The sequence below is a fragment of the Microbacterium sp. LWO14-1.2 genome, assembly GCF_038397715.1.
In the GTDB taxonomy this organism is placed as follows: domain Bacteria; phylum Actinomycetota; class Actinomycetes; order Actinomycetales; family Microbacteriaceae; genus Microbacterium.
On sequence record NZ_CP151633.1, the window covers coordinates 2110294 to 2121979 of the forward strand.

Genomic DNA, 11686 nt, shown 5'->3' on the forward strand with positions numbered 1-11686 from the left:
GCTAGTCCTGCGGTGCGTCGTCCGGAGACCCCACGCGGATCGACGCCGAGCCGTCGGGCAGGATCGTGATGGTGCCGTTGACCTGGAAGGGCACGTCCTCGGATATCGCCTGCACCTTGCCGTCGAACAGGGAGCGGATCTCGACCTCGACGTGCGCCACGGCATCCGTCGGGGGGATGCTCCAGTGACCGTTGTCGTCGGGGACGACCGTCACCTGCGGCTGTGCGGCGATCGACCATTTCGGCAGCGAGGCGATGCGGTTCGACACCTCCAGTCCGAACGGGCAGGCCGTCGGCTGCAGCACCTCCTGCGTGGTGCACGCGGTCAGGAACTCCTCGACGCGCTGCTGCACGACCGCCGTGAACTCCTCGGTGGGCTCGGTCTGCACGTCGAGAGGCGTGACGGCGAGCGGGGTGTCGGCGAGCACGCCCACCCCCGTCGACGTCGAGATCGGGGTGTCGACGGTCACGGAGTAGATGCCGGGGGTGAACACGAGCATCGGGAGCGGGTCGAGCGGCGCGGCATCGGCCGAGATCTGGCGACGGTCGACCTCGAAGCCGTTGATCGAGAACCGGTCGGCACCCCGGAGCGTGAGGTTCACGACGGCGAGCGGGCTGGTCGTGAAGCGCCAGTTCGGGGTGACCCCGGCCCAGCCGTCCTGGGCGACCGAGAACGTCGTCGTGCCGTCGTGCTCGCCCGCGCGGTACGAGACGGTGACGGCGATATGGTCGCCCTCGGGCTTCTCCGACACGATCTCGACCTCCGAGAGCGGCGCGAGCGCGGCCTGACGCAGCATGGCTTCGGATGCCGTGGCCAGGATGCCCGCCTTCTCCAGCGTCTCGCTGTCGATGGCCACACCGGGCACGCGGAGCGCGTCGGCGGCCTTGCCCTGCGACAGCAGGTCGAGATACCGCTCGACGAACGCGGACGGGCCGTAGAACTGCTGATACAGTGTGGCGCCGCCCGCCGCCAGGGCGGCGACGAGCACGAGTCCGACGACGGCGAGGAGCGCGAGGTCGGCAGCGAGACGGGAGCGCCGGGGCGCCTTCGTCTCGACCTGCTGCATGGCGCAAGTCTAGGAGGGAGCGCTGGGGGGACGCCGAGCGTCGCCACGTCGTCGCGCCCGTGTCAGACGGATGCCGCGCGGTGCCGCCACGTACCATGGGGGAGCGTGCGCACGGCATCCGCGCGTGCGTCCCCGCGGCCGTGATCGCCGCGCTTCCACCCGTCGCCAGCCCTGTGAGAGAGTCGTGTCCCTTCCCGCCCTGTCAGAAGAGCAGCAGGAGCTGTTCCGCCTGATCGAGGACACGAGCGAGCACGTCTTCATCACGGGCCGCGCCGGCACGGGAAAGTCCACCCTCCTGCAGCATTTCGCCTGGAACACCAAGAAGCAGATCGCGATCTGCGCACCGACCGGCGTCGCCGCCCTCAACGTCGAGGGGCAGACGATCCACTCGCTGTTCCGGTTGCCGATCGGTCTGATCGGCGACTCCGACATCGACCAGAACGACAACACCCGCCGCATCCTCAACGCGATAGAGACGCTCGTGATCGACGAGATCTCCATGGTGAACGCCGACCTCATGGATGCCATCGACCGCTCGCTCCGCCAGGCGCGCGGCAAGCGCGGCATCCCGTTCGGCGGGGTGCAGGTCGTCATGTTCGGTGACCCGTACCAGCTGGCGCCGGTCCCGCCGCGCGGCGACGAGCTGCGCTACGTCAAGGACCACTACCGGTCCTTCTGGTTCTTCGACGCGAAGGTCTGGGCAGGCTTCGACGGCGGCGATGCGGAAGCATCCTCGGGCGATGCCCTGTTCGCGGTCGACACCCGCGCCGAGCTGCACGTGCGCGAGCTCGTGCAGATCCACCGGCAGTCCGACGACGGCTTCAAGGCGATGCTGAACGCCGTGCGCTACGGCCGCGTGACCGCCGAGATCGCCGGGGTGCTCAACGCGCAGGGCGCGCGGACGCCGCCCGAGCCCGAGCCGGGCGAGGTGCCGATGATCACCCTGGCGACGCGCAACGACATCGTGAACGGCATCAACAGCCGTCACCTCGCGGCGCTGCCCGGCAAGGAGCAGTCGGCGAAGGCCGAGATCAACGGCGAGTTCGGCCGCGGGGAGGCGTCGCTGCCCGCCGAGACCGAGCTCAAGCTCAAGGTCGGTGCCCAGGTGATGTTCCTGCGCAACGACACGTCGATGTCGGGGGAGCCGCCGCGGTGGGTCAACGGCACGATCGGCACGGTCGTGCGCATCCTCGGCGAGACCGTGCGCGTCGAGATCGACGGCGAGGAGGTCGACGTCGAGCCTGCCGTCTGGGAGCGATTCCGATACTCGTACGAGCCCACCACGAAGAAGCTGACGCGTGACGTGATCGCCGAGTTCACGCAGTTCCCGCTGCGTCTGGCGTGGGCCGTGACGATCCACAAGTCGCAGGGCAAGACGTACGACCGGGCGATCGTGGATCTCGGATCGGGGGCGTTCGCGCCCGGTCAGACGTACGTCGCGCTCTCCCGGCTGACCTCGCTTGATGGGCTGTACCTCTCGCGGCCGCTGCGCCCGAGCGACATCCGCGTCGACGAGGACGTGCGGCGCTTCATGCGCGACGCGTGGATCGCGCGGTCGACCCCGGAGGTCGGGAAGGCCTGAGGCGTCCGAGAGGTCGTGGCGCGTTTCGTCTCGTCGCTGCGCTCCTCGCGCAACGACCCGGACCGCGCCCAACAACCCGAGAGGTCGTCGAGCGAGCGGAGCGAGACGAAACGCGGTGACCGACGTCAGGCGGCGACGCGCGCCCGGTCGAGATCCTCGAAGAGCTCGGTGTTGAAGCGGTAGGCGAGCAGGACCTCGTCGATGACGCGCTCGCGCTCCGCGTCATCCCAGGGTGCGGCGTCGAGCTGCTCGCGGTAGACGTCCTTGAAGGCGTTCGGGTCGGCGATGTCGTCGAACAGGTAGAAGCCGATCCCGTTGGTCTCGAAGCCGAAGCGGCGCGCCATGACCCGGCCGATGAAGATGCCGCCCGACAGGTCGCCGAGGTACCGCGTGTAGTGGTGGGCGACGAAGCCGCCGGCCCAGGTCGCACCGACCTGGCGGATGCGCTCGACGTAGCGCTGGGTGGTGGGCAGCGGGCTGATGCGTTCGCGCCAGTCCTCGCCGAGCAGGAACTCCAGGTCCGCCTCGAGGGCCGGGAGGCGGGTGAGCTTGTCGCTGAGGAAGACCGAGGCGACGGGGTCCTGACGCATCCGGTCGCCCGCGCCTTCGAGCGCCTCGTAGATGAAGTAGTGCTGCGCGACGAGGGAGATGTAGTCCTCGCGGGAGCCCTCGCCCTTGAGCAGATCGGACATGAAGCCGGCCCCCTCGCTGCGCGAATGCGAACCGGAGGAGCGCTCACGGAGGGCGGCGGAGAAGGAGAGGATCTCGGACATGTCCTCAGTGTAAGGGTTGCCTAACTTGAAGCGAAACCCTCGATGTCGCCCCGCCTGCGCCCACCCCCACGCCGAGCCACCCCCTTCGCATCGAACCACCCTCTTTCCCACCGCGCCGAAGGGGGTGGCTCGGCGAGAAGGGGGTGGCTCGGCGAAACGAAAGGCGGCGCGGGTCAGTCGTGGGGCCGCGGCTCGATGCCGAGCTTCGCGCAGGCGAGGTCGTAGATCGCGACGACCTCGCGCCGCACCGCCGGACGCTCGGTGATGGGGCCGCCCGGCCACGGGACGCGCAGCTCGGATGCCGTGCCGCCGCGCGTCACGCTCCACGTGCCGCCGTCGCCGTCGAAGCCGGTCATGGTCGATCCCGTGACCTCGCCCTCCTCGCCGGTGGAGAACGCCCGGGCGATCAGCATGTTGTCGTCGGTGTGGTCGCCGTTCATGTGACGGAGGACGGCGGCGATGATGTCGGCATCGAAGGTGTGGGGCATGATCATCACCCTACGGGCACGCCCGATGCGTACTTTCAGCCTCCGCGTTCTAGACTCGGGAGACACGTCTTCCGGGGGTCCCCTTCATGCAGCTTCTCTCGTCGCGCAGGTTCCGCGCAGCAGCGGCCGGCGTCGCCATGCTCGGGATCTTCCTCACCGGGTGCACGTCCGAGCCCTCTTTCAGTTACGAGCCGCCGGCTCAGGTCGACGGCGCTCTGCCCGACGACACGGTCGCGGCGATGCAGGATGCCGTCACGAACGCGCTCACGGCCTCCGGCGCGACCGGTGCGGTCGTCGGCGTCTGGGTGCCGTGGAGCGGCAAGTGGGTGACCGGCGTCGGGACGCAGGATCCGGGTGCCGGAGCCGAGATCAGCACCGACATGGCGTTCCGCATCGGCGACGTGACCCGCCTCATGACCTGCGACGTGCTGTACGCGCTCGCCGACGAGGGGACGGTCGACCTCGACGACCTCGTGCCCGACTACGTCTCGGGTGTGCCCGACATGAAGGATGTCACGCTGGTCGACCTGTGCAACGGCACGAGCGGCATCGGCTCGTCCGAAGCGGTCGCCAAGTCGGCGTGGCTCAACACCCCGGAGCGCGTGTGGTCGCCCCTGGAGCTGGCCTCCTACGGTCTCGGCGCCGGACGTGTCGCCCCGCACACCACGTACCGCGAGTCGGACGCCGGGTACCTGATCCTGGGTCTCGCCCTCGAACGGGCTTCCGGTCTCTCCGCCTCCGAGCTCATCGCGCAGTACGTCACCGAGCCGCTGGGGCTCCCGAACACGTCGCTTCCGCGCGCGACCGCGGCGCCGCCGTCGACGGGCGCGGTCATGGAGGGCCACTACCTGTCGCCCGTCGAGGGCGGGTACAACTGCGCGGCTCCCGTCGACATCACGACCATGTCGTCGAGCACCGGGTTCACCGACTCGGGCGTCGTGTCGACCATCGAGGACCTCGGTCGCTACGCCCAGGCCGAGGCGGCCCAGGTACTGCGGACCAAGGAGGAGCCGAACCGCTTCGGCGCCCCGCTGCCCGCCTACGAGGGTGCGCCGTCGTGGCAGCAGGCGACCGGCGGCGCGAGCCTCGTCGGCTCCATGGTCGGTCAGTACGGCTGGACTCCCGGCTACGCCACGGCCGCGTACTCAGACCCGACCACGGGTTTCACGGTCGCCGTGTCGCTCAACGACTCGACGCAGGGCGGCACGGTCGCCGCGTACCTCGCGTGGGAGCTCGCCGCCATCGCGTCGAAGGCCCCCGCTGCCTCCGGACAGACGGCGCCCGATTTCGGTCTGCCCTTCACCGCCGAGCAGTACCACCAGGCGATCGCCGAGACGGCCATCGCCTGCGTCGCCCCCGCCGAGGGCTGAGCGCACCCGGCACGGCCTGAGCAGGAGGAGCGCCATGCCGATCATCGACAACGCCATCTATGTCGACGGTGTCCGCACCGAGAACCCCGCGAGCCTCAGCGAGACCTTCGAGCTCATGCACGCGCGCGGCGGCATGAGCTGGATCGGCCTTTATCGGCCGAGCGCCGATGAGATCCGCGAGGTCGCCGAGGAGTTCGGCATCCATCAGCTCGTGGTGGAGGACGCGCTCTCGGGCCATCAGCGCTCGAAGCTCGAGCGCTACGGCGACGTGCTGTTCATGGTGCTGCGTTCCGCCCGCTACCTCGATGCGACGGAGGAGGTCGAGTTCGGCGAGATCCACGTGCTCGTCGGACCGGAGTTCGTCGTCACGATCCGCCACGCCGAATCACCCGACCTCGGCAAGGTGCGGCACCGCCTGGAGGGTGATCCCGCGCTGCTCACGCAGGGTCCGGAGGCGGTGCTCTACGCCATCCTCGACGAGGTGGTCGACGAGTACGCCCCGGTGCTCGCCGGTCTCGAGAACGACATCGACGAGATCGAGAGCCAGCTGTTCGAAGAGGGCGTCGACGCGACCCAGCGCATCTACGAGCTCGGTCGCGAGGTCATCGACTTCCAGCGGGCGACGCAGCCGCTGTCCGGCATGCTCGACGCCCTGCTTCGCGGATCCGAGAAGTACCACGTCGACGAGGAGCTGCAGCGGTACCTGCGCGATGTGCTCGACCACACGCTGCGGATCGCCGACCGGGTCACCACGTTCCGCACCGTGCTCGACAACGCGCTCACGGTGGAGTCGACGATCGTCGCCCGCCGCCAGAACGAGGAGATGCGGCGCATGACCGAGCTGAGCATCCGCCAGAACGACGAGGTCAAGCGCATCTCCGGCTGGGCCGCGATCCTCTTCGCCCCGACGCTCGTCGGCACGGTCTACGGCATGAACTTCGACAACATGCCTGAACTGCACTGGGCGTTCGGGTATCCGATGGCGATCGGGCTCATGCTCGCGATGGGCGTGGGCCTCTACGTCGCGTTCAAGCGCAAGGGCTGGCTCTAGCCGAGCGCTGGCCGCGCCGTCGGTCGGAGAGCACGCGGCTCAGCGGTCGACCGGGCGGCCCTCGTCGTCGAGCTCGACGCCCGGGCCGGGGCCGGGGCGCACCGCGGCATCCGGAGCGATGTCGATGCGCGTCACGCCGTCGTGCTCGGTGACCTCGATGCGCGGAGCCGCGTCCTCCTCCGTCGCGTTCGGGGCGGTGGTCAGCTGGTCGTGACGCTTCTCGTCGAAGCTCATGTCGTCGACGCTGCTCGTGTCGTCAGGCGTTGCCATGGGTGTCCTCCTGGGTGTCGTGAGGGGTGGTCGGTGAGGCGGATGCGGTGGCGGCTGCTGTCGCCCGGTCGGAGCGGGCGCGTCCCCAGCGGGCGAGGACGAACAGCACGACGCCGACGGCGAGCAGGATGGCGCCGAAGAGCCAGACGACGGGACGCTGCTGTGTGAGCAGCAGGATGCAGGACGCGACGCCGAGCACCGGCACGAACGTCCAGACGCGGAAGTGGTCGCGCTCGACCCGGTCGCGACGGAGCACCAGCACCGACACGTTGACGCTGAGGAACACGAATAGCAGGAGCAGCACCACGGTCTCGGCGAGTGTCGCGAGGTCGCCGACGAGCGTCAGGCCCATCGCGACGAGGGTCGTGGTGAGGATCGCCACCCACGGCGTCCTGCGGTTCGGGAGCACCCGCCCGAGGATGCCCGGCAGCAGGCGCTGCTCGGCCATGCCGTAGGTGAGACGGCTCACCATGATCATCGTCAGCAGTGCGCCGTTGGCGACGGCGATCAGCGCGATGAGGCTGAACAGCCACGAGGGGATGCTGACGCCGGTGGCCTCGACCACCGCGAGCAGCGGGCCGCTGGACTCCTGCAGCTCGGACGCGGGGAGTGTGAGGGAGCTCGCGACGCCGACGAGCACGTACACCGCGCCGGCGGTGAACAGCGCCCCGAACAGGGCGCGCGGGTAGGTGCGGCGAGGGTTCTTGACCTCTTCGATCATGTTCGCCGAGGTCTCGAACCCGACGAACGAGTAGTACGCGATCACGGCTCCGCCCAGCACTGCGAGCGCGACCGGCGTGCCTTCGGGGGTCGCGGTGAGTCGCGACGCGTCACCGCCACCGCCTGCGACGAAGATGCCGACCACCGCGATCACGATCACGAGGCCGCTGAGCTCGATCGCCGTCATCACGAGGTTCGCGCCCATCGATTCCCGGATGCCGCGGGCGTTGAGGGCGGCGACGACCGCGAGGAAGACGATGGCCACGGGAGTCGCAGGCAGGTCGAAAAACGTGCCGAAGTAGTCACCGGCGAAGGCGATCGCGAGACCCGCCGCGCTCGTCACGCCCGCGGCGAGCATGCTGAACCCGACGAGGAACGACACGATCGGACTGCGGAAGGCGCGCTCGGCGAAGACCGACGCCCCGCCGGCACGCGGGTACTTCGTGACCAGCTCGGCGTAGGAACCGGCGGTGAACAGCGCGAGCAGGAGTGCGAGCAGCAGGGGTGCCCACAGCATCCCGCCGACCTCTTCGGAGAGCACGCCCATGAGCGCGTAGATGCCGGCGCCCAGCACGTCGCCGAGGATGAAGGCGAACAGCAGCGGTCCGGTGATCGCACGCCGCAGCTTCGTGGGCGTCTCGGCGCCGGCGGGCGCGTCTGCGGTGTCGGATGCCATGCGCTGAACCCTAGGAACGCGATCGTCGTCGGGCGACGGGGTTGACACGGCGGGGTCCGGTCGGCCACACCCGGTCGGCCGGGCGGCGGACCCGGCGAATCATTCCTCCGGTGGATGCCGGGCGGCGGCGCTCCTGCGTACCGTGGAGGCATGCTGATCGTCGAAGAGCTCCACATGCTCCTCCTCCGTCCTGACGGCCGGGTCGAATCCTCGGTGAGCGTCAATCGCCTGTACGGCGAGATCGCCGCCGTGCTCACCGACCTCGCGCTGCGTGGGCGCATCACCCTCACCGAGGAGCGTCATCCCGTCGTCGAAATCGCGTCGACCGAGCCGACCGGGCACCCGGTGCTCGACACGACGCTCGAGCGGCTGCTGCCGCTGCGCGGCAAGCGTCTGCAGTCGCTCATCGGCCGTCCCAAGCTCGACCCGCTCGAGGTGGTCGTCGAGTCGCTCGTCGTGCAGGGTGTGCTCGTGCGCGGTGAGCGCGGATTCTTCGGCTGGGGGTCCGTGCGCACGCCCGAGTCCGACCCGGCGCCCGAGCGCGTGCTGCGCGCCCGCCTCGCCGACGTGATCGCCGGCGACCGCGCCGCCACCAGGGCCGACCTCTCGCTGCTGTCGATCCTGCAGAACCTGAACGCGGCGCACGCGATCCTCCGGGAGGAGTGCGCCGGTGCCTCGGCTCGCGACCTCAAGAAGCGGATCGAACAGCTGACGGCGGACGCGCCGCAGGCCGACGGCACCGCGGTCGGCGACGCGGTGGCGAGCGCCCTCAACGCGGCGATGGCTGCGGCGATGATGGCGGCCATGACTCCCGCGATCGTCGCGGCCACGGTCACCTGAGCACGGTCACCTGAGCCCGGTCACCTGAGCCCGGTCACCCGACCTGCCGCCCGTCAGACCGTCGGGAGGCGTCCGATGAGGGGATTGCGGTCGTCGGGGTCGACCACGATCCCGGTCACCGCATCGAGGTCGAGAACGGGGAAGTGCGACGTCGCCCCGATCTTCTCCTCGCTGCCCAGCACGTAGGTGCGTCGGCTCCGGGCGGCGACGGCTCGTTTCGTCGCGGCGTCGTCGAGACGCCCGGTGGTGAGGCCGTTCTCGGGATCGATGCCCGTGACACCGAGGAAGAACGCGTCGGAGGAGAGGTGCTGCAGGGCTTCGATCGCCAGCGGTCCGCCTGCTACGAGCGAGTGGCGCGACAGCTCCCCGCCGATCATCACGACCCGGGCGTCGGTGTGCTCGGCGACCGCCAGTGCGACGGCGGGGCTCGGAGTGATCACGGTCAGGTCGGCGCCGGGCGGCAGCATCTTGGCCATCGCGAGCGTGGTGGTCCCGGCGTCGAGCACGACGGTGGATGCCGGGGCGATGAGGTCGACCGCGCGGCGGGCCACACGCTCCTTGCTCTCCGTCGCGAGGCGGAGTCGCGCGTCCACGGGGCGGTCGGCGGCGGGAATCGGGAGTGCTCCGCCGTAGACGCGGACGAGCTCACCGGCCTCGGCCATCTCGCGGAGGTCGCGACGGATGGAGTCCTCCGACAGCGACAGCTCGCGGGCGACGTCCTTCGCGACGATCCGACCGTCGCGCTGCAGGATCTCGCGGAGATGGGTCCTGCGCTGGGCGCTCAGCATCCGGATAGCCTCGTTCTTTCATGGAGTTGCACGTTTGTGCACGGTTAACGATACAGTGCTCGGCATGAACACACCACTCCTGATCCTCATCGCCGGCCCCTACCGCTCCGGAACCGGCGGAGACCCCGCGCTCATTGCACGCAACCTCGAACGGCTCGAGGAGGCGGCTGCGCCGATCCACCGCCTCGGACACGTGCCGATGATCGGCGAATGGGTGGCCCTCCCCGTGCTGCGCGGACTCTCGGACGGCGCCGCGGGAGACGAGGCAGGAGAAGACGGCGACGTCATGTACGAGACGGCCCGCCGCCTGCTGCAGCACTGCGACGCGGTGCTGCGCCTGCCCGGAGCCTCAGCGGGCGCGGACAAGGACGTCGAGATCGCCCTCCAGCGCGGACTCCCCGTCTACCGCTCGGTCGACGAGATCCCCGCCGCGGTCCGCGCCGTCTGACGGCATGGGCGGCACGACCGATCACGCCGGGAACGTCACTCCGGTGAGCTCCTCGGCGGCCGTCCAGAGGGCGGCGCCGACCTCCCGCGAGCGCACCTCGTCCGACGCGCGGACGCGGCGCGGAGCGCCGCGGAACTCCAGCAGTCCGCCCGGCCCCCAGTAGTCGCCGCCGGTGGCGTCCGGCGAGGCCGCGGCGTGCACGATCGGCGCGGCACCGGCATCCTTCCCCTGCACCACCCCGCGGGTGAGGGAGGCGAGTCGCCTGGTCGACGGCCGGACGGGGGCGAGGCCGTCGCGCTCCGGGGTGAGCGGGTCGACCGCATAGCCGGGGTGCGCGCAGAGCGCCGAGCGCGCCGTGCCGCGCCACCGTCGATCGAGCTCGAACGCGAGGGCCATGAGCGCGGCCTTCGAGCGCCCGTACTGCCGCAGCGAGCTGCCGGTCCACGGGGCGTCGAGCGTGTCGGGGGAGATGCGCGCGAACCGGTGTGCGATCGAGCCGACGGCGACGACCCTGGCATCCGGAGCGAGAGCGGGTGCGAGCCGGGCGAGCAGAGCGAAATGGCCGAGCGCGTTCGTCCCGATCATGAGGTCGTGCCCGTCGGCGGTGCGCTCGCCGCGGTCAGCCGCCTTCACCCCCGCGTTGCAGATCACGCCGTGCAGAGGCTCGTCCACGCTCGCCGCCGCAGCGGCGATGCCGGTCAGCGCACCGAGATCGAGGGAGAGGATGCCGACGTCGGCGCCCTCGACGTGCGTGCGGATCGACCGCTCAGCCACGGTCGCGCGGTCGACCGAGCGGCATCCGAGCACGACCCGCGCGCCGCGGGCGGCGAGCAGCTCGGCGCACCAGTATCCGATGCCGGCGTTCGCCCCGGTGACGAGGAACGTTCGGCCGGCCAGGTCGCGGGTCCGCGGGGTCGGGGTCATCACACCAACCTACGGTGCCCGGCCCCGGGTGGCGCTGCCTCCCGTAGCCTGGGCGCATGACCACGCAGAGTGCACGAACGGCCCTCGAGGTCGCCGACTGGCGGCGCCGCGTCTTCGCGCTGTACGCCGCGATCCGTGAGGCCGATTCGCCCGAGGAGGCCCACGAACTGTGGCGCATCGAGCGCGATGAGCTGCTGCTGCGGCATCCGGCCACTCCGCTCCTGGCCGAAGACCGGGTGCTCTTCGAGGGCGTGCCGATCGCCTCGTACGACCCGGAGTGGCGCTTCGAGCTGCCCATCCAGCCCGCGGAGCCCGGCGGTTTCGAGTTCGCGACGGGCACCGACGGCGTGGTGCCGTTCGAGCGCGTCGGCCTCGTCGAGATCCCCGGCGTGGGCAGCCTCGACGTCTGGCGGCTGACGACCTACGGGGGCGGCCTGTTCGTACCGGTGCGCGACGCGCTCGCCGGCACGCCGGGCGGCACGTACGGCGGCGGACGCTACCTGCTCGACACCATCAAGGGCGCCGACCTCGGATCGGATGCCGAGCGCGGCACCGTCGTGCTGGACTTCAACTTCGCCTATAACCCGTCGTGCGCCTACGACCCGGCGTGGGCGTGTCCGCTCGCGCAGCCGGGCAATGTGCTGCCGGTGGCCGTGCCGGTCGGCGAGCTCTACGCGGGGGCCGCCTGAC

Annotated in this window: 13 protein-coding genes; 6 read left to right on the forward strand and 7 right to left on the reverse strand. The window is 70.5% G+C overall.

Going from position 1 to position 11686, the window contains the following annotated elements; genetic code table 11:
* Position 1: 1 nt before the first annotated feature.
* The gene (locus MRBLWO14_RS10165; protein ID WP_341933035.1) at positions 2-1066 is read right to left on the reverse strand and encodes a hypothetical protein; all 1065 of its coding nucleotides are present in this window, start codon (positions 1064-1066) and stop codon (positions 2-4) included.
* A gap of 184 nt (positions 1067-1250) precedes the next feature.
* On the opposite strand from MRBLWO14_RS10165, the gene MRBLWO14_RS10170 reads away from it, so the two are divergent.
* A complete protein-coding gene (locus MRBLWO14_RS10170; protein WP_341933036.1) occupies positions 1251-2648 on the forward strand; it encodes an AAA family ATPase in 1398 nt (465 codons plus the stop codon).
* 125 nt (positions 2649-2773) lie between these two features.
* On the opposite strand, the gene MRBLWO14_RS10175 is transcribed toward MRBLWO14_RS10170, so the two are convergent.
* Both MRBLWO14_RS10175 and MRBLWO14_RS10180 read right to left on the reverse strand, forming a co-directional pair.
* Positions 2774-3421, reverse strand: coding sequence for a biliverdin-producing heme oxygenase (locus tag MRBLWO14_RS10175; protein ID WP_341933037.1), 648 nt, complete (start codon positions 3419-3421; stop codon positions 2774-2776).
* A 173-nt stretch (positions 3422-3594) separates the two neighbouring features.
* Entirely contained in the window at positions 3595-3909 is a 315-nt protein-coding gene (locus MRBLWO14_RS10180) for a DUF2470 domain-containing protein (protein WP_341933038.1), read from the reverse strand.
* An 86-nt stretch (positions 3910-3995) separates the two neighbouring features.
* On the opposite strand from MRBLWO14_RS10180, the gene MRBLWO14_RS10185 reads away from it, so the two are divergent.
* On the forward strand, positions 3996-5279 hold the full coding sequence (locus MRBLWO14_RS10185; RefSeq protein WP_341933039.1) for a serine hydrolase domain-containing protein: 1284 nt from the start codon (positions 3996-3998) through the stop codon (positions 5277-5279).
* Positions 5280-5313: 34 nt separating this feature from the next.
* Entirely contained in the window at positions 5314-6330 is a 1017-nt protein-coding gene (gene corA, locus MRBLWO14_RS10190; protein WP_341933040.1) for a magnesium/cobalt transporter CorA, read from the forward strand.
* A gap of 39 nt (positions 6331-6369) precedes the next feature.
* On the opposite strand, the gene MRBLWO14_RS10195 is transcribed toward corA, so the two are convergent.
* Entirely contained in the window at positions 6370-6600 is a 231-nt protein-coding gene (locus MRBLWO14_RS10195) for a multidrug transporter (protein ID WP_341933041.1), read from the reverse strand.
* The gene (locus MRBLWO14_RS10200; protein ID WP_341933042.1) at positions 6587-7996 is read right to left on the reverse strand and encodes an APC family permease; all 1410 of its coding nucleotides are present in this window, start codon (positions 7994-7996) and stop codon (positions 6587-6589) included. The genes MRBLWO14_RS10195 and MRBLWO14_RS10200 overlap by 14 nt, the downstream gene beginning before the upstream one ends.
* A 150-nt stretch (positions 7997-8146) precedes the next feature.
* On the opposite strand from MRBLWO14_RS10200, the gene MRBLWO14_RS10205 reads away from it, so the two are divergent.
* Complete coding sequence (locus MRBLWO14_RS10205) at positions 8147-8836, forward strand: GPP34 family phosphoprotein (protein WP_341933043.1); 690 nt, start codon at positions 8147-8149, stop codon at positions 8834-8836.
* A gap of 53 nt (positions 8837-8889) precedes the next feature.
* Here the strand turns inward: MRBLWO14_RS10205 and MRBLWO14_RS10210 are convergent, their stop codons facing one another.
* Entirely contained in the window at positions 8890-9624 is a 735-nt protein-coding gene (locus MRBLWO14_RS10210) for a DeoR/GlpR family DNA-binding transcription regulator (RefSeq protein ID WP_341933044.1), read from the reverse strand.
* 64 nt (positions 9625-9688) lie between these two features.
* On the opposite strand from MRBLWO14_RS10210, the gene MRBLWO14_RS10215 reads away from it, so the two are divergent.
* Positions 9689-10072 carry a DUF4406 domain-containing protein gene (locus MRBLWO14_RS10215; protein ID WP_341933045.1) on the forward strand — a complete coding sequence of 128 codons (384 nt, stop codon included), beginning with the start codon at positions 9689-9691 and terminating at the stop codon, positions 10070-10072.
* Positions 10073-10093: 21 nt separating this feature from the next.
* Here MRBLWO14_RS10215 and MRBLWO14_RS10220 read toward each other — a convergent pair whose 3' ends face one another.
* On the reverse strand, positions 10094-10996 hold the full coding sequence (locus MRBLWO14_RS10220) for an SDR family NAD(P)-dependent oxidoreductase (protein ID WP_341933046.1): 903 nt from the start codon (positions 10994-10996) through the stop codon (positions 10094-10096).
* Between the two features lie 56 nt (positions 10997-11052).
* On the opposite strand from MRBLWO14_RS10220, the gene MRBLWO14_RS10225 reads away from it, so the two are divergent.
* Positions 11053-11685: a DUF1684 domain-containing protein gene (locus MRBLWO14_RS10225; protein WP_341933047.1), complete on the forward strand. Its 633-nt coding sequence runs from the start codon at positions 11053-11055 to the stop codon at positions 11683-11685.
* The last annotated feature ends 1 nt before the right edge of the window (position 11686 follow it).

Bases quoted from the DNA above. Each gene is read 5' to 3' on its own strand.
- MRBLWO14_RS10180 (WP_341933038.1), bottom strand. From the start codon at position 3,909: ATGCCCCACACCTTCGATGCCGACATCATCGCCGCCGTCCTCCGTCAC.
- MRBLWO14_RS10185 (WP_341933039.1), top strand. From the start codon at position 3,996: ATGCAGCTTCTCTCGTCGCGCAGGTTCCGCGCAGCAGCGGCCGGCGTC.
- corA (WP_341933040.1), top strand. From the start codon at position 5,314: ATGCCGATCATCGACAACGCCATCTATGTCGACGGTGTCCGCACCGAG.
- MRBLWO14_RS10210 (WP_341933044.1), bottom strand. From the start codon at position 9,624: ATGCTGAGCGCCCAGCGCAGGACCCATCTCCGCGAGATCCTGCAGCGC.
- MRBLWO14_RS10175 (WP_341933037.1), bottom strand. From the start codon at position 3,421: ATGTCCGAGATCCTCTCCTTCTCCGCCGCCCTCCGTGAGCGCTCCTCC.
- MRBLWO14_RS10220 (WP_341933046.1), bottom strand. From the start codon at position 10,996: ATGACCCCGACCCCGCGGACCCGCGACCTGGCCGGCCGAACGTTCCTC.
- MRBLWO14_RS10195 (WP_341933041.1), bottom strand. From the start codon at position 6,600: ATGGCAACGCCTGACGACACGAGCAGCGTCGACGACATGAGCTTCGAC.
- MRBLWO14_RS10215 (WP_341933045.1), top strand. From the start codon at position 9,689: ATGAACACACCACTCCTGATCCTCATCGCCGGCCCCTACCGCTCCGGA.
- MRBLWO14_RS10200 (WP_341933042.1), bottom strand. From the start codon at position 7,996: ATGGCATCCGACACCGCAGACGCGCCCGCCGGCGCCGAGACGCCCACG.
- MRBLWO14_RS10225 (WP_341933047.1), top strand. From the start codon at position 11,053: ATGACCACGCAGAGTGCACGAACGGCCCTCGAGGTCGCCGACTGGCGG.
- MRBLWO14_RS10165 (WP_341933035.1), bottom strand. From the start codon at position 1,066: ATGCAGCAGGTCGAGACGAAGGCGCCCCGGCGCTCCCGTCTCGCTGCC.
- MRBLWO14_RS10205 (WP_341933043.1), top strand. From the start codon at position 8,147: ATGCTGATCGTCGAAGAGCTCCACATGCTCCTCCTCCGTCCTGACGGC.